This window comes from Agrobacterium sp. (genome assembly GCF_059499945.1).
The window spans coordinates 215026-238524 of record NZ_JCABZP010000011.1 but is presented as its reverse complement, the minus strand read 5'-3'; the positions used below and the strand labels follow the sequence as shown (position 1 = coordinate 238524).

Annotated in this window: 18 protein-coding genes; 6 read left to right on the top strand and 12 right to left on the bottom strand. The window is 59.8% G+C overall.

Going from position 1 to position 23499, the window contains the following annotated elements; translation table 11 throughout:
• Positions 1-181 precede the first annotated feature (181 nt).
• Positions 182-1279 (top strand): TRAP transporter substrate-binding protein, encoded by a 1098-nt coding sequence (locus tag AC5I5B_RS10065; protein ID WP_003510333.1) that lies wholly within the window; start codon positions 182-184, stop codon positions 1277-1279.
• 386 nt (positions 1280-1665) lie between these two features.
• Here the strand turns inward: AC5I5B_RS10065 and AC5I5B_RS10060 are convergent, their stop codons facing one another.
• Both AC5I5B_RS10060 and AC5I5B_RS10055 read right to left on the bottom strand, forming a co-directional pair.
• A complete protein-coding gene (locus tag AC5I5B_RS10060) occupies positions 1666-3135 on the bottom strand; it encodes a TRAP transporter large permease (protein ID WP_060724802.1) in 1470 nt (489 codons plus the stop codon).
• A 32-nt stretch (positions 3136-3167) separates the two neighbouring features.
• Positions 3168-3707 (bottom strand): TRAP transporter small permease subunit, encoded by a 540-nt coding sequence (locus tag AC5I5B_RS10055; RefSeq protein WP_087745654.1) that lies wholly within the window; start codon positions 3705-3707, stop codon positions 3168-3170.
• Positions 3708-4123: 416 nt separating this feature from the next.
• Between AC5I5B_RS10055 and AC5I5B_RS10050 the strand changes: the two genes are divergently transcribed.
• Both AC5I5B_RS10050 and AC5I5B_RS10045 read left to right on the top strand, forming a co-directional pair.
• Positions 4124-4348: an aa3-type cytochrome c oxidase subunit IV gene (locus AC5I5B_RS10050; protein ID WP_003510326.1), complete on the top strand. Its 225-nt coding sequence runs from the start codon at positions 4124-4126 to the stop codon at positions 4346-4348.
• 69 nt (positions 4349-4417) lie between these two features.
• Positions 4418-4951, top strand: coding sequence for a type 2 periplasmic-binding domain-containing protein (locus tag AC5I5B_RS10045; RefSeq protein WP_174054792.1), 534 nt, complete (start codon positions 4418-4420; stop codon positions 4949-4951).
• A 15-nt stretch (positions 4952-4966) separates the two neighbouring features.
• Here the strand turns inward: AC5I5B_RS10045 and AC5I5B_RS10040 are convergent, their stop codons facing one another.
• On the bottom strand, positions 4967-6220 hold the full coding sequence (locus AC5I5B_RS10040) for an NAD(P)/FAD-dependent oxidoreductase (RefSeq protein WP_112958598.1): 1254 nt from the start codon (positions 6218-6220) through the stop codon (positions 4967-4969).
• Positions 6221-6539: 319 nt separating this feature from the next.
• On the opposite strand from AC5I5B_RS10040, the gene AC5I5B_RS10035 reads away from it, so the two are divergent.
• Positions 6540-8273, top strand: a complete 1734-nt coding sequence (locus tag AC5I5B_RS10035; protein WP_112958599.1) for a methyl-accepting chemotaxis protein — start codon at positions 6540-6542, stop codon at positions 8271-8273.
• A gap of 78 nt (positions 8274-8351) precedes the next feature.
• Here AC5I5B_RS10035 and AC5I5B_RS10030 read toward each other — a convergent pair whose 3' ends face one another.
• From AC5I5B_RS10030 to AC5I5B_RS09995, 8 genes are all read right to left on the bottom strand, one after another.
• The gene (locus AC5I5B_RS10030; protein ID WP_060726904.1) at positions 8352-9671 is read right to left on the bottom strand and encodes an LLM class flavin-dependent oxidoreductase; all 1320 of its coding nucleotides are present in this window, start codon (positions 9669-9671) and stop codon (positions 8352-8354) included.
• Positions 9672-9689: 18 nt separating this feature from the next.
• Positions 9690-11036 carry an MmgE/PrpD family protein gene (locus AC5I5B_RS10025; RefSeq protein WP_112958600.1) on the bottom strand — a complete coding sequence of 449 codons (1347 nt, stop codon included), beginning with the start codon at positions 11034-11036 and terminating at the stop codon, positions 9690-9692.
• A gap of 4 nt (positions 11037-11040) precedes the next feature.
• On the bottom strand, positions 11041-11841 hold the full coding sequence (locus AC5I5B_RS10020; RefSeq protein WP_003510314.1) for an amino acid ABC transporter ATP-binding protein: 801 nt from the start codon (positions 11839-11841) through the stop codon (positions 11041-11043).
• A 12-nt stretch (positions 11842-11853) separates the two neighbouring features.
• On the bottom strand, positions 11854-12636 hold the full coding sequence (locus tag AC5I5B_RS10015) for an amino acid ABC transporter permease (protein ID WP_020811963.1): 783 nt from the start codon (positions 12634-12636) through the stop codon (positions 11854-11856).
• Positions 12633-13376: an amino acid ABC transporter permease gene (locus tag AC5I5B_RS10010; RefSeq protein WP_003510310.1), complete on the bottom strand. Its 744-nt coding sequence runs from the start codon at positions 13374-13376 to the stop codon at positions 12633-12635. The genes AC5I5B_RS10015 and AC5I5B_RS10010 overlap by 4 nt, the downstream gene beginning before the upstream one ends.
• Positions 13377-13655: 279 nt before the next feature.
• Positions 13656-14495, bottom strand: a complete 840-nt coding sequence (locus AC5I5B_RS10005; protein WP_003510308.1) for a transporter substrate-binding domain-containing protein — start codon at positions 14493-14495, stop codon at positions 13656-13658.
• A 306-nt stretch (positions 14496-14801) separates the two neighbouring features.
• The gene (locus AC5I5B_RS10000) at positions 14802-17090 is read right to left on the bottom strand and encodes an NADP-dependent malic enzyme (RefSeq protein ID WP_003510306.1); all 2289 of its coding nucleotides are present in this window, start codon (positions 17088-17090) and stop codon (positions 14802-14804) included.
• 159 nt (positions 17091-17249) lie between these two features.
• Positions 17250-18224 carry a LysR family transcriptional regulator gene (locus AC5I5B_RS09995; RefSeq protein WP_162692728.1) on the bottom strand — a complete coding sequence of 325 codons (975 nt, stop codon included), beginning with the start codon at positions 18222-18224 and terminating at the stop codon, positions 17250-17252.
• Positions 18225-18549: 325 nt separating this feature from the next.
• Here AC5I5B_RS09995 and AC5I5B_RS09990 point away from each other — a divergent pair, with 325 nt between their 5' ends.
• Entirely contained in the window at positions 18550-20979 is a 2430-nt protein-coding gene (locus AC5I5B_RS09990; protein WP_112958601.1) for a glucose/quinate/shikimate family membrane-bound PQQ-dependent dehydrogenase, read from the top strand.
• Positions 20980-21258: 279 nt separating this feature from the next.
• On the top strand, positions 21259-22689 hold the full coding sequence (locus AC5I5B_RS09985; protein ID WP_112346565.1) for a mannose-1-phosphate guanylyltransferase/mannose-6-phosphate isomerase: 1431 nt from the start codon (positions 21259-21261) through the stop codon (positions 22687-22689).
• A gap of 65 nt (positions 22690-22754) precedes the next feature.
• On the opposite strand, the gene AC5I5B_RS09980 is transcribed toward AC5I5B_RS09985, so the two are convergent.
• Positions 22755-23477: a CPBP family glutamic-type intramembrane protease gene (locus tag AC5I5B_RS09980; RefSeq protein WP_112958602.1), complete on the bottom strand. Its 723-nt coding sequence runs from the start codon at positions 23475-23477 to the stop codon at positions 22755-22757.
• Positions 23478-23499 lie beyond the last annotated feature (22 nt).

Below are 23499 nucleotides of genomic sequence, written 5' to 3'. Positions count from 1 at the left end.
TGCAAATAAAATGCGAAGCAGAGTTTCGGAAAATTCCCGGAAAGGCCGGTTTTTCCGTGATTAATTCTTGGCGCGGGTGCTTGTCAGCCGGGCGGTAACCGTGCTTACTTTGCTGTGATGCCTGAACAGCAACGAGGGGAATTCAAAGCTGCGGGCAGCGTTCATATCTGGGAGGATATAGATGGATCGCCGTTCCTTTATGAAAAAAGGTGCGCTTGCGGGAGCTGCCACTGCAGCTCTGGCTGCGCCCGCCATTGCACAGCAGAATACCAAGATCAACTGGCGCCTGACGTCGTCGTTTCCGAAATCGCTCGACACGATCTATGGCGGCGCCGAGGATATCGCCAAACACGTCGCCGCTGCCACCGACGGCAATTTCACCATTCAGCCCTTTGCTGCGGGCGAGATCGTGCCCGGCCTGCAGGCGGCCGATGCCGTGTCATCAGGCACGGTGGAAATGTGCCACACCTGCTCCTATTATTACGTCGGCAAGGATCCGACCTTCGCCATCGGCACGGCGATACCCTTCGGCCTCAACGCCCGTCTGACGAACTCATGGTTCTATGAAGGCAACGGCAACAAGCTACTCAATGAGTTTTACGCCAAACACAATCTCTACGGCATGATTTCGGGCAATACCGGCGCGCAGATGGGCGGCTGGTTCCGCAAGGAAATCAATACCGTCGACGATTTCAAGGGCGTGAAGATGCGCATTGCCGGTCTCGCCGGCAAGGTAGTGGAAAAGCTCGGCGTTGTACCGCAGCAGATCGCCGGCGGCGACATCTATCCGGCGCTGGAAAAAGGCACCATCGACGCGGCGGAGTGGGTCGGTCCTTACGACGACCACAAGCTCGGCTTCCAGAAGGTGGCCAAATATTACTATTATCCCGCTTTCTGGGAAGGTGGCCCGGTCATCCATTCCTTCGTCAATCTGGACAAGTGGAACAGCCTGCCGAAAAACTACCAGACGGCGCTGCAGGATGCCTGCGCTTTCGCCAACACCAGTATGATGGCGAAATACGACGCGAAAAACCCGATCGCCATCAAGCAGTTGGTGTCGGAAGGTGCGGTACTGCGGCCGTTCAGCCAGGAAATCCTCGAGGCCTGCTACAAGGCCGCACTGGAAGTGTATGCCAATATTTCGGCGTCCAATCCGGACTTCAAGAAGATCTACGAGGACCAGGTTGCCTTCAAGCGCGAAGGTTATTTGTGGATGCAGCTTGCGGAATACACTTTCGATACTTTCATGATGATCCAGCAGCGTAACGGCAAGCTCTGATTATTCGGTGACGGCGGACCGAGCAAAGGCCCTGGGGATTTCGATCTCCGGGGTTTTTGTTGTGCGCGCATGCCTTCACGTGTCCGACAACAAAGGATGATTTACGATCAAATCCGTTGTGAGCAAAAGCAGCAGGCTCCGCGACCAGCCGGAGTGTCGGCGGGGATTTGCCACGCCGACCTCGGCAAAGACCCTGCTCTCAACTGTGGAGGTGATGCGATGTGGAAACCACTGAGCATTGCGTTTGTCGTTAGAAAAAACCGGACAGGCTGGTCACTGACTGTCCGGCTTCATTTCAAACGATAAGCAAAACGGAAGGCAGGGCTGCAACCCTGTCTTCCACTCCGCAATCATAAGCGTTTCGCCAGGTCCTTACAAGACAGCTCTTACGGTCCGATCTTCGGTGGTTCGCCGAGATTAGGCATGCCTGGCAATCCACCCGGCTGACCGAAATTAGGCATGGTGTTGCCGCCCTGATTGCCAAATGAGGGTATCTCGATCTTGATGGAATTCAGATCGACTTCGGGTGCCTTGTCCAGCCAGTAGGTAACGGATTCCGGCCAGAAGATCACGATGGCGACGAGGATGAGCTGCATGCCGAGCCATGGAATGGCACCCATGTAGATATCCGACGTCTTGACCGTGCGCGGTGCGATGGAGCGCAGGTAGAACAGCGCAAATCCGAAGGGTGGATGCATGAAGCTCGTCTGCATGTTGATGCAGATCAGCACGCCGAACCAGATCAGGTCGATACCGAGCGCCTGTGCGATCGGGGCCAGCATCGGGATGACGATGAAGGCGATCTCGAAGAAATCGAGGAAGAAGGCGAGGAAGAAGATGAAGATGTTGACGAAGATCAGGAAGCCGATGGGGCCGCCCGGAATGCCCGACAGCATATGTTCGATCCACAGCGAGCCGTCCATGCCCTGGAAAACGAGCGAAAAGCAGGTGGCGCCGACCAGAATGAACACCACCATGGAGGTGATATGCATGGTGGAATGCATGCCCTGCTTGACGAGATCCCAGCTGAGGCGGCGGTGCGCGGCTGCCAAGGCCATTGCACCGACGACGCCGAGCGCACCGGCTTCGGTGGGCGTTGCGAGGCCGAGGAAGATGGTGCCGAGCACGAGGAAGATCAGCACGATGGAAGGGACCATGCCCGCCAGCACGCGGAACACCAGCTTGCGGTCGAGTTCGCCGCGCGCTTCCGGCGGCAGCGCCGGCAGGTCCTTCGGCCGTACGATCGACATGAACAGGATGAAGAGCATGAAGATGGCGACTTGCAGGATCGACGGGCCGATGGCGCCGAGATACATGTCGCCCACGGACTTGCCGAGCTGGTCGGCAAGAACGATCAGAACCAGCGAAGGCGGGATGACCTGCGTGATTGTTCCCGATGCGGCGATGACGCCGGTGGCAAGCCGCGGATTGTAGCCGTATTTCAGCATGATCGGCAGGGAGATGACGCCCATGGTGATGACCGAGGCGGCAACCGTGCCGGTAATCGCGCCGAGAATTGCGCCGACGATGATGACGGCATAGGCGAGACCGCCGGGAATGGCGCCGAACAGTTTGCCGGTCCCTTCAAGCAGATCTTCCGCAAGCCCACATCGCTCGAGGATCGCGCCCATGAAGGTGAAGAAGGGGATGGCCAGCAGAAGGTCGTTCGAGACGATGCCGAAGATGCGCAGCGGCAGCGCCTGAAGAAAAGCCGGTGAAAAATGCTCGGTGAAGATGCCGATGATGCCGAAAACGAGACCGACGGTGGCGAGCGAGAAAGCAACCGGAAATCCGTAAAGCATGAAGATGATCATGCCGAGGAACATCAGTGGCGGAAGAATACCATATTCGAACATGGGAAATATCCTGAAGGTTCAGATCGGTGTGATCATTGCAGGGGTTTTTCGTACTTCGTATCGAGCGCATAAAGCCCGTTAAGGGCCCCTATGCGCTTGATGAGTTCGGAAAAACCCTGAAGAACCAGAAGAGCGAAACCGGCGAAAATGATGAATTTCACCGGCCAGCGGATAAGACCGCCGGCATTGGAGGACATTTCGTTCTGATGCCAGGACAGGGCGAACATGGGCCAGGAAAGCCAGGCGAGGTAAAAGCAGCCGGGCAACAGGAACAGCACGATGCCGATAATATCCACCCAGATGCGGCTGCGCGGCGAAATCGCGCCATAAATGATGTCCACTCGCACATGTTCGTTCATGCGCAGCGTATAGGATGCGCCGATCAGCACGATGAAGGCGAACATGTACCACTGGATTTCCAGCCAGCCGTTTGAACTGTAGTTCAGGGCGTAGCGGACCATGGCGTTGCCGGCGCTGACGAGGCAGCAGATGAGCACGAGATAACCGGCGACCTTGCCCAGCGCTTCGCTTGCAAGGTCTATCAGCGCACTTAATTTTAAAAGCGACTTCATATAACTTTCCCCTCTTCCCTTTTCGGGCCCTTTGCGGGTTTATGGCGGAGAGCAAAGCCCGGTATCCCTGCTGCAGCCACGCCTCCACGTGCTTCCGCTGCCACAGGCTCCAGAGTTCCTCCCCACAGAATCCCGTGTATGGTCAGGCGGTTCGAAAAGCAACCAAAACCGCCATGAAACAGCTCGACCGAGTGCCCTTTTCAACCGTTTGCGAAAGAATGTTGCCCTATGGCATGTTTCGCCCGGTTGAGCGGTCGTGCTGCATGCCGTTGCCGCTCTTTCACGCAGAACGCATTGCGCTTTTCGGCGACTTCATGTTACCTCTGGCTACGGAGAATCCGGCATGGGTCCGTGATCGTCCGCGGGCAGATTTCCCCGTACGACGGGCATGACGGATGGAGCAAAGGGGAAGCGGAATGAGCGAACACCACACGGGTCCGGTCGAAGTTGGCGCCGAGATGAATTACGCCGAGCACGAAAAGACCTATAACGGTTTTCTGGCCCTGACGAAGTATGGCACCATGTTGCTGTGCGTGCTGATGCTGGCCATGGTCGCGGGTTTCTTCACCGCCGCCGGCTTCCTTGGCGGTGTGGTCGTCTTTGCGGTGCTGTCGGCCGCGGGTTTCTTTCTGCTGCGCTGAACAATCCCGTTCATGAGCGGTTTCCGTCCCGGAAACCGGGCGATGCCGGATAACCGGAGAGGCCAAGCCATGAAGCGTCTGTTTTATTGTCTGTTTCTGCTGGTGGCGATTGCGCATCCCGCATTGTCGCGCGATCTTTCGCCTGCCGAGCAGGATAGCCTGCGCACACGGATTGAGCGGTTCAGCACGGCTTTGAATGCACAGGATTTCGAGCTTGTCGGCAGGACCGTGCCGCCGAAAATCTTTGAATTCATCGCACGCGACGCGGGTGTTAGCGTGGAACAATTGCGCGGCGCCTTGACCACGCAGATGCAGATGGCGCTTGCGGCGGTCAAGATAACCGAATTCACCATGGATACGCAGGCAATCACTCTTGCGCAGACGCCTGATGGAACGCCCTATGCGCTCGTTCGGACGAAGACGGTGATGGAAACCGGCGGCCAGACGATCGAGGCGAAATCCCACACGCTGGCGCTGATGGATGGTGCGGACTGGTACCTGTTGAGGGTCAGCGACCAGCAGCAGGTGACTATCCTGCGCAAGGTCTACCCGTCCTTTGCCGAGGTGGAATTTCCTGATGATTCCATGCAGCCGGTAAAATAGACCGGCCTCTTTCGTTCAGGAGAAGCGTCCCGGACGGAATGGGTCGACCGAAATTGCCGTTTCCTCGCCGCTGGCCAGCTGCGTCACCAGACGGGCGGTGGCTGCGGATTGTGTCAGCCCCAGATGGCCATGGCCGAAAGCATAGATGACGGAGGGCGTGGCACGGGCCGTGCCGATGACGGGAAGACAGTCCGGCATCGACGGGCGGAAACCCATCCATTGTTTTCCATCCTCCAGCTTCAGTCCGGGCAGGAAACGCCCAGCCTTCTTCAGCATCGCCTCTGCACGGCGGAAATTCGGCTTCAGTTCCAGCCCGCCAAGTTCGACCGCGCCGCCGACACGGATGCCCGTCGCGAGCGGGGTGACGACAAAGCCATGATCGTTGAAGTAAAGCTGCCGCGTCAGGTTGAAAGCGCTGGCGGGAAGGGTGGTGTTGTAGCCACGTTCGGTTTCCAGCGGCACGATGTTGCCGAGCGTCGCGGCAAGCTTTTTCGACCAGGCGCCGCAGGCAATCACCACCTTGTCGGCATCGATCTTGTCGCCGTTTTCGAGCGTCAAGATCGTGCTTTCGCCAACGGCATCGATGCGTTCGGCTTCACCCTTGCGCAGGCTCGCGCCACGGGCAATCACCAGATCGAAAATAGCGCGGGTGAAATCATAGGGGTCGGAGACCTGCAGGCCATCGGTAGAGAATATGGCGTGGCGGAACTGCGGCGCGAGACCCGGTTGCAGCTCTTCGATTTCGTTGCGGCCGACGCGCTCAAAGGTGAAGCCCGCGTTTTCCTTTTCGTCCCAGGCCTTGCGGGCGGCGTTGAGGCTTGCCTCACTGTCGTAAAGATCGAGCGTCCCGGTTTTTGAAACGAGGTGCGATAGTTCCGGCATGGCGGCGATATGGGCCATTTCCATGGCCGCCAGTCGGTTGATTTCCGTCAGCGATTTCAGCCCGTGGCGGAAGTTGCGCTCGGCGCTGGCGCGCCAGAAACGCCACAGCCAGGGTGCGATCTTCGCCGCATAGGCAGGCGGCACGCTGAGCGGGCCGAGCGGATCGAACAACCAGCGCGGTGCTTTTTTTATGATGCCGGGAGCGGGAATGGGTATGATTTCGGGGAAAGCCAGAATGCCGGCATTGCCGGAACTCGCCCCCCGGGCAACCTCGCCGCGCTCCAGAAGCACGACCTCGCGTCCGGCATTCTGCAGATAAAGCGCCGCCATGGAACCGATAATGCCGGTGCCGATCACCAGCACATCGCATTTCAGGGTTTTGGTCATCGGCGCTCCTGCAACACAAATCTTTCAACCCCGCCATAACAATGAATGCCGCCCGGATGAAAGGCCGCATCGTGTCGCTGGCGCAGAAATATCAGCACTGTGGCAAATAAGCGGTCCCAAATAGACAAGGAGAATATAGTCGCCGTGAAGCATATCGGCAGTCGATTCAGGCTCCGGATCGATAGTTATGGAACATCATTAATCGCTATTTAACGGTGTCCGGCTAGTTTCGCGTGCAGGCGGACCGACCGTTTTTCATCTTTATATCTCGGGGATGGAGGAGGTCTGCACATGGATTACTGTTGGGGGTTCAAAAAAGATGTCTCACCTTTCTAAACTCGGTCTGGACGCTTATGCGGTGCTTGATGCGCTCAGCCGCTCGCAGGCCATCATCGAGTTCGATCTGACCGGCAAGATTTTGAAAGCGAACGATAATTTCTGCAAGGCTGTGGGTTATCAGCAGTCTGAAATCGTTGGGCGCTCCCACAGCATGTTCCTTTCTTCCGAGGATGCGGCCTCGCCTGAATACAAGGCCTTCTGGGCAAAGTTGTCGCGCGGCGAATACGATCAGGGCCAGTACCGGCGTCAGGCCAAGAATGGCGACGAAATCTGGATTGAGGCCTCTTACAATCCGGTGTTTCGTTTCGGTAAGCCTTACAAGGTGGTCAAGATTGCAACGGACATCACCGCGATCAAGCGCAAGAGCGCCGAGGATGACGGCAAGCTGGCAGCGCTTTCCCGCGCGCAGGCCATGATCGAATTTACGCCCGACGGGAAAATCCTCAGCGCCAACGAGAATTTCCTCGCGACGCTCGGTTACACGGCGGAAGAGTTGATCGGTAAGCATCATCAGATGTTCTGCGAGCCGGCCTATGCCCAGTCTCAGGACTATCGGGATTTCTGGAAGGAACTCGGAAAGGGCCACTTCTCGACCGGGCAGTTCATGCGCCTTGGCAAGGATGGCAAACGCGTTTTCATTCAGGCTTCCTATAATCCGATCATTGATGATCGGGGCCGCGTCTTCAAGGTGGTGAAATTTGCTTTCGATGTGACGGACCGGATGCGCGCAGTCGAAGAACTTGGTGCTGCGCTTGAGCGGCTTTCTCAATGCAATATCCGTATTACGCTGGACAAACCTTTTGTCGGCGAGTTCGAAAGGCTGCGTTGCGATTTCAATAAATCCATTGCGGAATTCCAGAAGACGCTGGAAAATGTTCTCGGCCAGACCGGAGACCTGACCCGCAGCAGCCAGGAGGTCAGTGAAGCCTCCGTCAATCTTGCCGAACGCTCGCGCGAGCAGGCGGTGGCGCTTGAGGAAACGTCGGCAGCGCTCGAAGAAATCACCGCGACGGTCCGATCTTCGACTGAGAATATGAAAGAGACGCGCAAGCTTGTTCAGAGCGCGCGGGCATCCACCGTGGCCTCCACCGAGGTCGTGGAGCGGACAGTCGATGCGATGCAGCGTATCGAGACGGCATCGCGTGAAATCAGCCAGATCATCGGCGTGATTGACGAAATCGCCTTCCAGACCAACCTGCTGGCACTGAATGCCGGCGTGGAAGCTGCGCGTGCGGGCGACGCGGGCAAAGGTTTTGCCGTGGTGGCGCAGGAAGTGCGCGAACTGGCGCAACGTTCCGCCAATGCCGCAAAGGAAATCAAGGCGCTGATCAACAATTCCGGCACCGAGGTTCTTGAAGGCGTCCGGTTGGTGGGCGAGACTGGCACGGCGCTGAAGCAGATCGACGCGCTGGTCAGGCACATTGACGGCAACGTCGACATGATCGCCAAGGCGGCGGACGAACAGGCTGTCGGCATCAGTGAGATTAACAAGGCGGTCAATCGGCTGGATCGGATGACGCAGGAGAATGCGGCGATGAGCGCCCGCACCACCGTGATCAGCACCACGCTGGCGCAGGGTGCCGATGCGCTGGCGCAGCTTGTCAGCCTGTTCAAGTTGAACCGCCGCACGACGCAGCGCGAAGACGGATCTTCCGTCCGGTCGGAGTCTCCGAATACCGCCCGGCGGGATCGGACGTCGGCGCGGGCGGCATAAAGATCGGGCCCAGGTCCTCTTAGGGGCACTAACCAGATTTGGTGGATGCGGATGCCTTTGATCGGGCATCCGCAAAGGTTATCCCCGCAGAACCGGTCGTGTGATACCGAGATGGTCGCGCAGGGTCAAGCCTTCGTAGTCCTTGCGGAACAGGCCGCGTTCCTGCAGGAGCGGCACGACCTCGCGGTTGAATTCCTCCAGCCCGCCGGGGAAGAAGGGCGGCATGACGTTGAAACCGTCGGCGGCGCCGTTTTCGAACCATTGCTGCATGCGGTCGGCCACGTCTTTCGCCGTGCCCATGACGATGTGGTGGCCGCGGCCGGCGGCGACACGCAGCGCCAGTTCCCGGATCGTCAGCTTTTCGCGGCGCGCCAGTTCCGTCAGAAGTTCGGCGCGGCTGCGCAGCTGGTCGGAAATCGGAAGATCCGGCAGCGGGCCATCGAGATCGTAATCGGCAAGGCTGTGGCCGATGCGTTCTTCAAGCAGCGGCATGGCGCTTTTGATATCCGTCCACCGGTTCAGTTCCTTCAGCTTTTCACCGGCCTCTTCAAAGCTTCTGCCGATGATCGGCATGAAGCCGGGCATCACGGCGACGCTGGCCGGATCGCGGCCGAATTTTTCCACGCGCGCCTTGAGGCTGGTGTAGAAGGCCTGCGCTTCGGAAATAGCCTGCTGGGCGGTGAAGACGATGTCGGCGGTGCGGGCGGCGAGGTCCTGTCCCGGGCCGGAGGAGCCGGCCTGAATGAGAACCGGGTGGCCTTGCGGCGAACGCGGAATATTGAGCGGCCCTTTGACCGTGAAATATTTGCCTTCGTGGTTGAGGATATGGACCTTTTCCGGATCGACGTAACGGCCTGCCTGCTTGTCCTTGACGAAAGCATCGTCATCCCAGCTGTCCCAGAGGCCGCGCACCACATTCACATATTCTTCCGCCACGGCATAACGCTCGTCATGCTCAGGATGGTCCTTGGAAAAATTCGCCGCCGTGCGGGCGTATGAGGTGGTGACGATGTTCCACGCCGCGCGGCCGTGGCTCAGATGGTCGATGGAAGCGAAGGCGCGGGCGGTGTGGTACGGCTCGCCATAGGTGGTGGAGGCTGTGGCGGCCAGCCCGATCTTGTCGGTGACCATGGCAAGCGCGGCAAGCAGGGTCAGCGGCTCGAAACGCGCGATCATTGACGGATGGGCGTCGACGCCGCTGGTGAGGCCGTCGGCGAGGAATACCATGTCGAATTTCGCCGCCTCGGCCATTTTCGTAACACGGGTGAGCAGATCGAAATTCTCGCTGCCGGCCTCCGCGTCGGGGTGACGCCAGCCGGAAACGTGGTGCCCGGCGCCCTGCAGGAAAAGGCCGAGATGCATCTGTCTTTTGCGTGTCGTGGTGGTCATGGGGATCATGCCTTCATGTCAGTCGAGTTATATTTGCGATACCAGAAGCGTTTCAAGCTTTCTGAGGTCGGCTGCGGTTTTCATGGACCGCACCAGTGCCGGAATGCTGGCGAATTTTTCATTGCCGCCGGTCGCGTCGGCAAATTTTTCGGTCGGGTCATCAATGCCGGGGAGGCCGTCGACACGGCGCGAGAGCACCGTGCCGTCCTTCTTCGTTACGTCGACGACCACGAAACGGGTGGTGGGATCGGGCGAGAGGCGGCGGGCGGTCTCATCATGCCGGCGTGAGATCTTGGCGGAAAGGGCAAGCAGGTCGGCGCGTGTCGGGTGCTCGTCGAAATGGCCGATCCCGAGTGCTCCATCCGTCAGTGCTGCGGCAAAGACATATTCGGCGCTGAAGCGCGCATCGATGCCGGTGGTGGGCGTGGCCGGTCCAACGAGCGCGGCATCACCGCCGGGCGGGAAGGTGATGGTGACCGCCTCGACCTCATCCGGTGTCAGACCATTGCTGTTGCGGAGCGCCAGCGCACCGACGGCAACGGGATGGCTCGCGGTGCAGCAGGGAAAGGCCTTGAGGGTGAGGCCGGGCGAGACGATCTGCCAGGGTGCGCCCCAGCCGGAGAGAACGCGTTTCGGCTGTTCTGCACCGAAGGCGAAAGCGGAATAAAAGCCGATGGGATTTTCCAGAAAATCCGGCGCGCCCTGAAAACCGGATCGCGCCAGCCGCGCGGCGGTGAGGCCGGCGCGCGTGGCAAGCCCGGCATGCAGCGGCTTGGCGTCATAACCGAATTGCAGGCGAAGTCCGGCCGATTGCGTGGCGGCAAGGCCGAGCGCCACGGCCGTGGTCTGAGGATCGAATTTCAGGATATGCGCAATTGCTGCCGCAGCGCCGATGGGGCCGAGTGTGGCGGTGGCGTGGAAGCCGTTTTCGTAGTGTTTGGTCCCGAGCGACAGGCCGAGACGCGCCATGGTTTCCAGCCCGACGATATAGGCCGCGATGAAGGCATCCGCCGTTGATCCTTCCTCGACCGCGATAGCCAGCAAAGCGGGAATGATGGCGACGGTCGGGTGGCCGCGCACGCTGCCATGGACGTCGTCATAGTCAAGCACATGCCCGGCGTGGCCGTTGATGAGGGCTGCGGTAAAGGCATCCGTGCGCAGATCATGGCCGATAATGCCCGACGTGCCTGACGCGCCCGGTGTAAAGCTGTCGATCAGGATTTTCGTGCTTCTATCCGCAGCTCCGCCCAGCACGCAGGCGAAAAAGTCGATCAGCGCCGCGCGGGCGATGGCAACCGCCTCGTCGTCGCGCAACGGATCGGAGGCAGCGATGGCCTCGGCCAGATGAAGCGTGAGTTTCTCGTCGGCGGTCATGACATCAGATCCCTTCGCCGTCAGCGACCCGCGCTACCTGTCCTCCGAGACCCTTGACGAAGGCGTTGATGCGGGGATTGGTCGACCTGTAGAAGATGTGCTCCGGCGTGCCCTGATCGACGATCAGGCCGTTTTCGGTGAAGACGATATTATCACTGATTTCTTCGGCAAAACGCATTTCGTGGGTGACGAGAATGCTGGTCATACCGTCATTGACGAGATCACGGATGACGGCGAGCACCTCGCCCACGGTTTCCGGGTCGAGCGCGGAGGTGACCTCATCGAAGAGCACCAGTTCCGGCCGCATGGCCAGCGCCCGGGCAATCGCCACGCGCTGCTGCTGGCCGCCGGAAAGCTGGCCGGGATAGGCATCGACTTTTTGGGAGAGGCGCACTTTCTCCAGCAATTCGCGGGCATGGCGCTCGGCTTCAGCCTTCGGCGTGCCGAGAATCTTGATTGGTGCGATGGTGATGTTTTCCATGACAGTCAGATGCGGGAAGAGATTGAACTGCTGGAAAACGATGCCGATACGCTTGCGCAGTGCGATGCGTTCAGCCTCGGTCTTCAGCTGGTCGACACGGGTGCCGCCGACGGTGATCTTGCCCGATTGCGGAATGAGCAGGCCGTTGATGCAGCGCAGGATGGTGGACTTGCCGGAACCGGAAGGGCCGATGATGGAGACGGCGTCGCCTTTGTTGACCGTGAGGTCGATGCCCTTCAGGACCTGATTGTCACCGAAGGACAGGTGTATGCCTTCCAGTTCGACCAGAGCTTTTGCGGCGGTTTGTGGTGCGGGTGCGGACATGGCTTGTTCCAATCAGCGGGAGGCGAAGCGCCGCTCGAGGCGCTGCGTGAAACGGGAGACGGGATAGCAGAACAGGAAGAACGCCATCAGGACAGTGAGATAGACCACGACGGTAAAATCGTTGCGCTGCACGGCGGTGCTGGCGTCTGTCGCGGCATGCAGAAGCTCATGCACGCCGACCAGCGAGGCGAGCGCCGTACCCATGGTGATCGACGCATAGAGGTTCATCCATGGCGGCAGCGAGCGCTTCACGCATTGCGGCAGGATGATCCAGCGCAGTGTCTGGTTACGCGAGAAGCCGAGCCCCTGCGCCGCTTCCCATTGTGCGGTCGGAATGGACTGGATGGCGCCGCGGGTGATTTCGGCGATATGGGCGCTGGCCGGAATGGCAAGGCCGACCACGGCCTTGATCCAGTCCGGAAACGGGATGTAATTGCCGAAAGCGACGATCTCGAAGGGGAAGATGTAGGTCGCGGCAAAGATCAGCACCAGATGCGGGGCGTTGCGGAAGATCTGAACATAGGTCAGCGCCGGCGCGCGCACGAGACGGTAGGGCGCAAGCTCCATGATGCCGAGCAGGACGCCGATGAAGGTGCCGATGGCGATCGCCAGGATGCTGATCAGCACGTTCATGGCAAAACCCTTGGCCAGATAGGGCAGCCATTGCAGCAGCACCTGGCCGAGCGAGGGATCGAGGATCAGCCACAGGATGACTGATATCGCCACGCCGAGCAGCAGAATGGTGCCGAAGGGCGGCTTCTTTACCGCCTGTGTTGGAGAAACCACCGCACTCATTGACCGAACCCCGGAACCGCAAGACGCCGTTCAAGCCACAGACCGGCCCTTGCGACGATAAAATTGATGACGCTGAAGAAGATGAGGATGACGATCATCAGCTCGACCACATTGTCGCGCTGCGTCCAGATCAGGATCGAGGCATAGGTGATTTCACCCACTGCAATTGCCGAGCCGACAGTGGTGAGCTTCACCAGATTGACGAGGTTATTGATGATGGAGGGCAGCGCTGTACGGATCGCCAGCGGAAACTCCACATAGCGTAAAATCTCGAAGGAGCTGAAACCAATCGCGCGGGCCGCCTCGATGGTAGTGGCCGGCACCGCCTCGATACCGCCGCGCAAGGCTTCCGCGTGGAAAGCGGCAATGTGCAGGCCGGTAATGGCAACGACCCAGAAGAAGGGTGTCAGCGGATTGTTCTGTGCGCCGCCGAGTACGTTGGAAATCAGCATGTTAAGCACGAGAAAGCCGCACATCAGCTGCACCAGCGTCGGCGTGTTGCGCGTCAGTTCCACATAGGCGCGGACGGGGCCGGCAAGCCAGGTTTTGCCTGATGTCAGCATGGCTGCGAAAATGAAACCGAAGACGAGGCTGAGCGGCAAGGTGACGGCGACGAGGATCAACGTCATCTTCATGCCGTCGAGCCAGATCTGAACCTCGTAACCGCTGTTCAGAAAGTCATAGTTAAGGCCGAGATGCGCGGCCAGTTCTATGAAGCGCGCTGTAAATGAATCCTGCATCGGAAATCCATGCTGTTATTGCGGGTGCCGTCCGGCGGGCGGCGCCAGAATGGCCTGCCTTGTTATAAAGCAGAAAAGAACGGCAGGCGAAACCGGCCGTTCTTGATGGTTGGGGGAAATCGCGATGATAGCCGCCGCCCTTTCCGTCATGCCGGTCCCCGGAACAAGCCCGGGGATGATCCGGCATCCAGCCGCGGCACGTCCGCGCCGCGAAGGAGACTCTCGTGGTCAAGGACTAGATCGCGCTGGACCCAGACCCGAGCGGGGTTGCCCCGGTCCTTATTGCGCGGCGGAGAGCTTCTTCTTCTGCTCTTCCATATAACCGATGCTGGGCAGGCGGTTGGCCTTGGCGAATTCGATCATCTTGCCGGAAGCGTGCAGTTCCTTGACAATCTTGTCGAGAGCGGCCTGCGTGTCGGCCTCGCCCTTGCGCAGCCAGATGACGGAATCCGACGGGATGAGGTCGGTCGGGATCAGGATGCCGTAATCTTTCCACTCGTCGGCGCGGTCCTGAAGCATCAGGCTCAGCGTACCGTTGACGTGTACGGAAACATCGCAATTGCCGCCCTTCAGCGCCAGAAGCGATTCTGGCTGGCTCGGCAGCGCCTTTACCTGTGCGCCATATTGTTCGATCAGCGGCTGCGTGTAGTTGGAACCTTGCGAAACGCAGGCGATCTTGCCCTTCAGGTCCGGCCAGTCCTTGATGCCACTGTCCTTGCGGCCGATTGCGGCGCCGCCCTGGCGGTCATAGGGGGTGGGCACATAATCGAGCGTTTTGGCGCGCTCTTCGGTGTACTGCATGTTGGCGATCAGAATATCGACCTTGCCCTGCTGCAGGAACTGCACGCGGTTGGGCGGCGTCACGGTCTCAGTCACCAGTTCGACGCCGAGACCGGCGGCCAGCGCCTTGGCGACGTCGATGTTGAGACCCTTCTGCTCCTGCGTCTTCGGATCGATAAAGCCGAAAGGCGCGCCGGAGAGGATGACGCCGACGGTGAGCTTGCCGCGACCCTTGATCCGGTCGAGCGTTGCATCCGCGTGAGCGGCGGTTGCCATCGAAGCGATGACGACGGTTCCGGCGATGAGTTTTGCGGCAAATCTGGAGAAAGAAAGGGCCATGGGTATTTCCTTTTGATTGTAGGTGGAAACTACATGAGGCACCCGCCAAGAGCGAGAATTGGCATTGCGCAAAAAATACTATGAATAGAAACCGGTTCCAAGAAAGTCTTTCAGCGGAAAAAATATCCTAATAACCGGAAATCGTAGAATCCTGTTCTTTGTCCCGCCGCTTCGTGTCCTGCCATGGGGCGGGAGAGTAATCCAGATGTTGCTGAGGACCGGATGGCCATATGCGGAGCGAGCGCATCCGGCTTGTTTCTTCTCCCCGCCGGGGAGAAGAAACGTGCTGCAACGTCCCAGCCTGTCTCAACGACCGGCGTTATAGGCCGCGATTGCCGCCATGTTGACGATATCGCTGTCCTTCGCGCCCATCGAGGTGATCTGCACCGACTTGTCGAGGCCGACAAGAAGCGGGCCGATGACGGTCGCGCCGCCCAGTTCCTGCAGCATCTTGGTGGAGATGGAGGCGGAATGGATGGCGGGCATGACCAGCACATTGGCCGGGCCGGAAAGGCGCGCGAAAGGATACTGGCTCTGCATGCGGTGATGGTTGAGCGCCACATCGGCCGACATCTCGCCATCGACCTCGAAATTGACATTGCGCTTGTCGAGGATTTTCACGGCCTCACGCACCTTGTCTGAGCGTTCGCCGGTCGGCTGGCCGAAAGTGGAATAGGCAAGCATGGCAACGCGCGGCTCGTAGCCGAAACGCCGCGCAAGGTGGGCTGCTTCTTCGGCAATGTCGGCAAGGTCCTCCGCATTCGGCATGTCATGCACGGCGGTATCGGCCACGAAGACGGTGCGGTTGCGCGAAACGACCAGCGAAACGCCGATGACGCGGTGGCCGGGCTTGGTGTTGATGCAGCGGCGGATATCCTCGAGCGCCGTCGAATAGTTGCGGGTAACGCCCGTCACTACCGCGTCCGCATCACCCATCGCCACCATGCAGGCCGCGAAATGGTTGCGGTCGTTGTGGACCAGGCGCTGCACGTCACGCAGCAGGAAACCGCCGCGCTGCAGACGCGCATAGAGATAATCGACATAGGCATCGACGCGGCTGGAGAGGCGGGCGTTGGTGATCTCGATATTGGCGCGGTCGAGATCGATGCCGGCGCGCTCCGCATTGGCCTTGATGATATCGTCACGGCCGAGCAGGATGGCGGTGCCGAGGCCCTGCGCAGTGAAGGAAATCGCCGCGCGCATGACCTGTTCTTCTTCGGCTTCCGCAAAAACGACCCGTTTCGGAGAGCGGCGCACGCGCTCGTAAAGGCGCTGCGTGGTCGATGCCATCGGGTCGCGGCGGGCGGAAAGCTCGCGGGCATAGGCGTCGAGATCGGGCAGTTCCCGGCGGGCGACGCCGGTTTCAATGGCAGCCTTGGCGACAGCCACCGGAATGGCCGAGATCAGACGCGGATCGAAGGGAACCGGAATGATGTATTGCGATCCGAAGCGCGGGCGGTTGCCCTGATAGGCGGCGGCCACATCGTCAGGCACATCTTCGCGGGCGAGGTCCGCCAGCGCCTGTGCGGCAGCGATCTTCATCGCGTCGTTGATCTGGCTGGCGCGAACATCGAGCGCACCGCGGAAGATATAGGGGAAGCCGAGGACATTGTTGACCTGGTTCGGGTAATCCGAACGGCCCGTCGCCATGATGGCGTCGTCGCGAATGCGTGAGACTTCCTCGGGGGTGATTTCGGGATCCGGATTGGCCATGGCGAAAATGATCGGTTTCGGCGCCATGGAGCGGATCATCTCTTCGCTGAAAGCGCCCTTCTGCGACAGGCCGAACACCACATCCGCACCCTTCATGGCTTCGGCCAGCGTGCGGTTGCTGGTTTTCACCGCGTGGGCGGATTTCCACTGGTTCATGCCTTCGGTGCGGCCCTGGTAGATCACGCCCTTGGTGTCGCAGAGCGTGATGTTTTCAGGGTTGAAACCCATGGCCTTGATGAGGTCCATGCAGGCGATTGCCGCAGCACCCGCGCCGTTGCAGACGAGCTTCGTGGTTTTGAAGTCACGCCCGGTCAGTTCGATGGCGTTGATGAGGCCGGCGGCGGCGATGATGGCGGTGCCGTGCTGGTCGTCATGGAAAACGGGAATATCCATCAGTTCGCGCAGGCGGCTTTCGATGATGAAACATTCCGGCGCCTTGATGTCTTCCAGATTAATGCCGCCGAAGGAGGGGCCGAGGTAACGCACGCAATTGATGAACTCATCGGCGTCTTCGGTGTCGACCTCGAGATCGATGGAATCGACATCGGCGAAGCGCTTGAACAGCACCGACTTGCCTTCCATGACCGGCTTGGAGGCGAGCGCGCCGAGATTGCCGAGACCGAGGATGGCCGTGCCGTTGGAGATGACCGCCACCATGTTGCCGCGCGTGGTGTAGTCGTAAGCGGTCGCCGGATTTTCGGCGATGGCTTTCACCGGCACGGCCACGCCAGGCGAATAGGCAAGCGACAGATCCCGCTGCGTCGCCATCGGTTTGGTCGGGGTGATTTCCAGTTTCCCCGGTCTGCCTTCCGCGTGGAAATCCAGGGCTTCCTGATCCGTAACCGATGTTCTTGTGCTGGCGGGTTTCGTCGTGTCGGACATGGGCTGAGCGTGCTTTCCTGTCGATAATAGTGTAAAAATATCCGCCGTTGTTATTGTATTTTTCGCGCGCCTGCCAAGCCTTGAATGTTGTTCAGTGCAGCAAATTTAAGCGTGATGAAATTTGTGGCCGATTCAATCGATTAATTCCTGTCTTTCGTGTCAGAGGCTCGGCCGATAGGCATGACGGGCCATGTTCACGAAGGCTTCGACATGCAGGGCGAGGGCGCCGCGCCTGACGACCAGCACACAATCGGACCACGCATCCGCGCTCTCCAGTGGCACGCCGGCAATGCCCCTTGCGGAACGCACGGTGGTTTCCGGCAGGATGGAAATGCCCGCACCCGCCTCCACGAGTGCTAGGATCGTATTGACGTTGGCGATACGCATGCCGATTTCCGGCGTGCAGCCGGCATCCTCGAAAAGCGAAAGCGCGCTGCTGCTGAGGCCAAGGCCAATCTCGTCAACCGGCAACAGCAGTTTTTCGCGCACGATATCGCCGACCGAAATCCGCGAGCGGTGGGCGAGTGCGTGCCGTTCCGGCAAGGCGACGCAAAGTTTCGAGCGATCAAAGGGCATGGCGCGCAAGGTCTGCGGCAGCGAGGGAAGAGGGGCGCGAATGAAGGCAACGTCGGTCTTGCGGGTCGCCACCTGCTCGATCAGTTGTTCCATCGTCATGCCGGGCAACAGTTCAAGCGTCACATCAGGGTGTTCGTCGCCATAGCGGGTAATCAGCGCTGGCAGTTTGCGCTCCGCCATGACACTGGTGCCGTAACCGATGCGCAACGTTCCGAGCTGGCCGCGCCTGATCTGCTGCGCCTTTTCCAGCGCGCCTTTGGTGCGGGCGAGGATTTCCTCCGCCTCGATGAGCATGGATTGGCCGGCAGGCGTGAGTTCCACACCGCGATTGATGCGGTGAAAAAGCTTGAAGCCCAGATTTTCCTCCAGCTGGCGGATGCGCTGGGTCACGGCAGGCTGGGCGATGCCGAGCTGCAGGGCGGCGGCGCGAAAGTTTCTGGCTCTTGCGGCTTCCACGAATATTGTGAGTTGGCGAATATCCATCGGCGGACAGGTCTTTGTGTTGTCGGGTTTGGTGTGATATAAGTGTAGCTTATCAAAATTGCCCGCCATGCGCATTGTCATCTTGTCACAGGCGACGTTATACCGCAGCCAGTGTTTCGGTCGTCTTTGCCGCTTATGCGGGCATTGGCGATGCGAACCGGGGAGGATTTGTTCAAGCACCTTGTCCGCCGTCCATGGGGTCGGCGGTTACCTGCAGTGAATGGGTCAAAATGACAGTCACGACGGAAGTCTTCCCCACCATTGTTCCCCGTTCAGCCGCGCCGCCTCCGGCGCATCTTCGCCTGGCCGCAATGGCCGCGAACTGTCCCGGCTTTGCCGGACACTGAACGATCATCGGGCTTCAGCCTTTTTGGCGGCTCTTCTAACCGGACATTCTTTCATGGGTAATCCAGCAACTTCACTATCGCTCCCAGCCAGATTATGGCTGTTGGTGCTCGGCGCGGTCATCATTGCCGCAGGCCTGTTCTTCGCCATTGGCGGCGGCCAGCTCGCGGCCCTCGGCGGCAGCCTTTACTTCATTGCGGCGGGCATCGCGTTGATCGTCTCCGGCCTGCTCATCCTGTTGCGCAAGCCTGCCGGCGCGCTTCTCTTCGGCCTTGTCGTCGTCCTCACCGGCGCCTGGGCGGTGTGGGAAGCCGGATTGCACTTCTGGCCGCTCATTTCCCGCCTTCTGGCGATAGGTGTCGGCGCCACGGTCGTTGCGCTCTCCTATCCGCTTTTGCGCCGTGCGGCAGGCAAGGCCCCGGCATATGGCACTTCCTTTGCCATTGCCGCCATTCTCGCCATCGCTTCCGGTGCAGGTTTTGCCGGCATGTTCGTGCCGCATCCGACCGTCGCCTTCAATGGTGAGGCGGCCGCGCTGACGCCGGTAACCCCGGAAACCGAGCAGAAGAACTGGGAGCATTACGGCAATACATCCGGCGGCAGCCGCTTTGTCGCGCTCGACGAAATCACCCGTGACAACGTCAAGAACCTCGAAGTCGCATGGACTTACCATACCGGCGACACCCCGATCAGCCCCGGCGCGAATGGTGCGGAAGATCAGGAAACGCCGCTGCAGGTTGGCGACACCGTGTTCCTTTGCACGCCGCACAATAATGTCATCGCTCTCGATGCCGATACCGGCGCTGAGAAATGGAAGACGGAAATCAACGCGAAATCCTCCGTCTGGATGCGCTGCCGCGGTCTTGCCTATTTCGACGCCAAGGCGCCGCTGAAGCAACCGACCGCACCAGGTTCCACGCCGGTTACCCCGGCAATCGTGGCTGAAGGCGCGCTTTGCCAGCGCCGTATTCTGATGAACACCATCAATGCGGAACTGATTGCGCTTGATGCCGACACCGGCGCGTTCTGCCCTGACTTCGGCACCAATGGCCGTGTCGATCTGAAGATCGGTCTCGGTAATGCGCCGGACCCGCAATATGTGCTGACCTCGGCCCCTACACTGGCGGGAACGACCGTCGTGGTCGGCGGCCGTATCGCCGACAACGTACAGGTGGATATGCCCGGCGGTGTTATGCGCGGTTTCGATGTGGTGACGGGCGCGCTTCGCTGGGCCTTCGACCCCGGTAATCCTGATATCACCGGACTGCCGCCCGAAGGGCAGACCTACACGCGTTCCACGCCCAACGTCTGGGCGTCCATGTCCTACGATCCGGAGCTGAACACCGTCTTCATGCCGGTCGGCAGCCCTTCGGTGGACTTGTATGGCGCGACGCGCACGCCGCTCGACCATAAATATGGTGCTTCGATGCTGGCGCTCGATGCCACTACCGGCCGGGAAAAATGGGTCTACCAGACGGTTCATAACGACCTCTGGGACTTCGACGTGCCGATGCAGCCAAGCTTCATCGATTTCCCGAAAGCGGATGGAACGACTGTTCCGGCACTGGTCTTCGGCACCAAGGCGGCGCAGATCTATGTTCTCGACCGGGCGACCGGCCAGCCGCTGACGAAGGTTGAAGAAGTTCCGGTCAAACCCGCCAATATTCCGAACGAGCCCTATGCGCCGACACAGCCGCGCTCGGTCGGCATGCCCGAGATCGGGGCGCAGACCCTGACGGAAGCGGATATGTGGGGTGCAACCCCGTTCGACCAGCTTCTTTGCCGTATTGCCTTCAAGGGAATGCGCTACGAGGGGCTCTATACAGCGCCGGGTACGGACCTCTCCCTGTCATTCCCGGGTTCGCTCGGCGGCATGAACTGGGGCGGTCTTTCGACTGACCCGACGACGAACACCATTTTCGTCAATGACATGCGCCTCGGCCTCTGGATTCAGATGAAGGAAGCCGCACCCAGCAAGGCAACGGCAAGCGGCGGCGAAAGCGTCAATACCGGCATGGGCCTCGTGCCTATGAAGGGTACGCCCTATGCCGTCGACAAGAACCGTTTCCTTTCGGTTCTCGGCATTCCTTGCCAGGCTCCGCCCTATGGCACGATGACCGCGATCGACATGAAGACCCAGAAGATCAAGTGGCAGGTGCCTGTTGGTACCGTCGAGGATACCGGGCCTCTCGGCATCAAGATGGGCCTGCCGATCCCGATCGGCATGCCGACGCTCGGCGGCACGCTCGCCACGCAGGGCGGTCTCGTCTTCATCGCCGGCACGCAGGATTATTATCTGCGCGCCTTCGATACGGCGACCGGCAAGGAAGTCTGGAAGGCCCGCCTTCCGGTCGGCAGCCAGGGAGGTCCGATGAGCTACAAGTCTCCGAAGACCGGCAAGCAATATGTGGTTATCTCGGCCGGCGGCGCACGCCAGTCGCCTGATCGTGGCGACTATGTAATCGCCTATGCATTGCCGGATTGATTTTGGTTTGATCATTCTGAAAAAAGGAACCCCGGGACGTTATCCCGGGGTTTTTCTTTGTCGTGAGCCGGCGTGAGCGGCCATTCCGTGCGGAACCTCACTCTCCCTCCTGTGTTAGGAAAACGGGGCCTGCCGGCAAATCGCCGCCATTCACCAAGCTTTCACAAGGCGAATTTATGAGCTTGCGCTTATCCGCCCGTGAACCGATGATGGCGGTATTTCGAAATATGTATATTGTCCGGCGCGCCGGGAAATTTTTAGAGTTGGAAAGGTTTTGTTGTGAAGGAACAATCTCGAAAGATCACGCCGGTTCTTCTTGCCGGCGGTGCTGGTTCCCGGCTTTGGCCGGTATCGCGCGATCAGTTGCCCAAGCAGTTCCAGCCGCTGGTCGGCAATCTTTCGACCTATCAGCAGACGCTGCAGCGGGTGGGCGACAAGAGCCTTTATGCCGAACCGCTGGTGATCACCAACGAGGATTTCCGTTTCTTCGCTCGCCGCCAGGCGGAAGAGATCGATCTGCCGGCAACGGTGGTGCTTGAGCCCGCCCGCCGCGACAGCGCCGCCGCGATGGCCGCTGCCGCCGTGCTTGCCGAGCGCCGCGAGCCCGGATGCCTGGTGCTGGCGCTTGCCGCCGACCATGTGGTGCTCGATGCCCAAAAGTTTTCCGATGCCGTGAAGCTCGGCGCAAAAGCCGCCGATCAGGGCAATATCGTCGTCTTCGGCCTCGTGCCGACCGAGCCGCGTACCTCCTACGGTTATATCAAACCGGGCGAGGCGATCGACGGCGAGGAAGACCTCAGCACCGTCGATGCTTTTGTCGAGAAGCCGGATGTGAAGACGGCGATCTCCTACTTGGAAAAAGGTTATCTCTGGAACTCCGGTAACTTCCTGTTCCGTTCCGATGTGATGATTGCCGAGCTGAAGGCCTTCGCGCCGGAGATCCTTGCCGCGGTGACGCAGGCGGTCGAGCAATATGAAAGCGACCTCGGCTTCGTGCGCCTGCATCAGGCAAGCTTCGAGGCCTCGCCGAAAAATTCGATCGACTACGCGGTGATCGAGAAGACCAAGCGCATGGCGGTGGTGCACGGCCATTTCCGCTGGTCAGATATCGGCAGCTGGGATGCGATCTGGGAGATTGCCGACAAGCGTGGCAACGACAACGCACTGGAAGGTAACGGCGTCTTCATCGATTCCGAAGGCTGCCTCATCCATTCCACGCAATTGTTGACGACGGTGGTGGGCGCGAAGGACATGGTGGTGGTGGCCACCAAGGATGCGGTTCTGGTGGTGCCGAAAAACCGGGTGCAGGATGTGAAGGGTCTGGTGGAAAAGCTGAAGGACAGCGAACACGCGCCACAGACGCAGACCCACAAGCGCGTCTATCGCCCCTGGGGTTATATCGAACACATGTATGTGGACGAGCGTTACCGGGTGGGCCACATCACGGTCGATCCCGGCCACCGCATTTCGTTCCAGAAACACTATCACCGCTCGGAACACTGGATCGTCGTGAAGGGAACCGCGACTGTCACGATCGGCGAGGAAACCCGGCTGCTGACGGAAAACCAGTCGGTTTATATCCCGATCGGCCAGCCGCACCGGCTGGCAAATGAGGGGCAGATTCCGCTCGAACTGGTCGAAATCCAGACCGGGGCCTATATCGGCGAGGACGATGTCATCCGCATCGAGGATGACTACAAGAGGCAATAGGGGCGCTGCCTATGCAAAGGGAACATAAGGCGAGGCGGACATAAGTCCGCTTCGCCTTTTTTGGTTCAGGCGGCTAGCGCGTTCAGGCAATGGGCAAAGCCATGGGACAGTATCGCCGCTTCTAGTCCCCGACGCCAGAATAGCCACCCGAAGATGAGGCCGGGAATAAAGTTGCCGAGCAGCACCGCAAGGACGAGCGCCGGTTGCGGCTGAGCGGCGATCGTGAACAGAAACGGCAGATGGCCGGCGGCGAAGAGAGCTGCGGCGATTATGATGGCAGCCCATACGAGAGATGATCGGATTTCCCCGCTTCCTGTCATGCGCCAGAGGGCCCATGCGAAAAACGACATCAGGCCCCACCGGGTCAGCAGCTCTTCCGTGATGCCGCCATATAAAATCCGGGTCGCCAGCGGGACGTCAAATCTGGTCATTTTTGCCAGGGTTGCCGCATCCGTGACCAGGGGCAGGATCACCGACGAGTAGATGATCATCAACACGGCGACGGCAATGCCCGCCGCAAGCGCAGGCGGCAACTGTCTTCGCAGCACTGCGCGCGTATTGTCACCCCGCAACCAGCTATCGATCAACGGGGCGCTAAGCCCGAGTTTCGCGGCAAGAGCCTGACCGGTTGCCACCGCTGTAACGGTCAGGATTGCCGGCTGGACGAGGATCAGCAGGCGCATAGCCAATGAAGCTTGCTGCCCCGGTATAAGCTGCTCAAACGTTGCCAGTAAAAGCGATGCGACACCGGTCAGTCCGATGATCAAAAGAATATGCCAGCGTTTCATGGTCTCTTTCGCCTGTTTTCCT

What these genes read in the sequence shown, in the direction of transcription:
- AC5I5B_RS10060 (WP_060724802.1), bottom strand. Translation starts at nt 3,135, where the DNA reads ATGTTCGAATATGGTATTCTTCCGCCACTGATGTTCCTCGGCATGATC.
- AC5I5B_RS10040 (WP_112958598.1), bottom strand. Translation starts at nt 6,220, where the DNA reads ATGACCAAAACCCTGAAATGCGATGTGCTGGTGATCGGCACCGGCATT.
- AC5I5B_RS10000 (WP_003510306.1), bottom strand. Translation starts at nt 17,090, where the DNA reads ATGTCCGACACGACGAAACCCGCCAGCACAAGAACATCGGTTACGGAT.
- AC5I5B_RS10045 (WP_174054792.1), top strand. Translation starts at nt 4,418, where the DNA reads ATGAAGCGTCTGTTTTATTGTCTGTTTCTGCTGGTGGCGATTGCGCAT.
- AC5I5B_RS10015 (WP_020811963.1), bottom strand. Translation starts at nt 12,636, where the DNA reads ATGAGTGCGGTGGTTTCTCCAACACAGGCGGTAAAGAAGCCGCCCTTC.
- AC5I5B_RS10065 (WP_003510333.1), top strand. Translation starts at nt 182, where the DNA reads ATGGATCGCCGTTCCTTTATGAAAAAAGGTGCGCTTGCGGGAGCTGCC.
- AC5I5B_RS10010 (WP_003510310.1), bottom strand. Translation starts at nt 13,376, where the DNA reads ATGCAGGATTCATTTACAGCGCGCTTCATAGAACTGGCCGCGCATCTC.
- AC5I5B_RS10025 (WP_112958600.1), bottom strand. Translation starts at nt 11,036, where the DNA reads ATGACCGCCGACGAGAAACTCACGCTTCATCTGGCCGAGGCCATCGCT.
- AC5I5B_RS09990 (WP_112958601.1), top strand. Translation starts at nt 18,550, where the DNA reads ATGGGTAATCCAGCAACTTCACTATCGCTCCCAGCCAGATTATGGCTG.
- AC5I5B_RS09980 (WP_112958602.1), bottom strand. Translation starts at nt 23,477, where the DNA reads ATGAAACGCTGGCATATTCTTTTGATCATCGGACTGACCGGTGTCGCA.
- AC5I5B_RS10030 (WP_060726904.1), bottom strand. Translation starts at nt 9,671, where the DNA reads ATGATCCCCATGACCACCACGACACGCAAAAGACAGATGCATCTCGGC.
- AC5I5B_RS10055 (WP_087745654.1), bottom strand. Translation starts at nt 3,707, where the DNA reads ATGAAGTCGCTTTTAAAATTAAGTGCGCTGATAGACCTTGCAAGCGAA.
- AC5I5B_RS10020 (WP_003510314.1), bottom strand. Translation starts at nt 11,841, where the DNA reads ATGTCCGCACCCGCACCACAAACCGCCGCAAAAGCTCTGGTCGAACTG.
- AC5I5B_RS10035 (WP_112958599.1), top strand. Translation starts at nt 6,540, where the DNA reads ATGTCTCACCTTTCTAAACTCGGTCTGGACGCTTATGCGGTGCTTGAT.
- AC5I5B_RS10050 (WP_003510326.1), top strand. Translation starts at nt 4,124, where the DNA reads ATGAGCGAACACCACACGGGTCCGGTCGAAGTTGGCGCCGAGATGAAT.
- AC5I5B_RS09995 (WP_162692728.1), bottom strand. Translation starts at nt 18,224, where the DNA reads ATGCGCATGGCGGGCAATTTTGATAAGCTACACTTATATCACACCAAA.
- AC5I5B_RS10005 (WP_003510308.1), bottom strand. Translation starts at nt 14,495, where the DNA reads ATGGCCCTTTCTTTCTCCAGATTTGCCGCAAAACTCATCGCCGGAACC.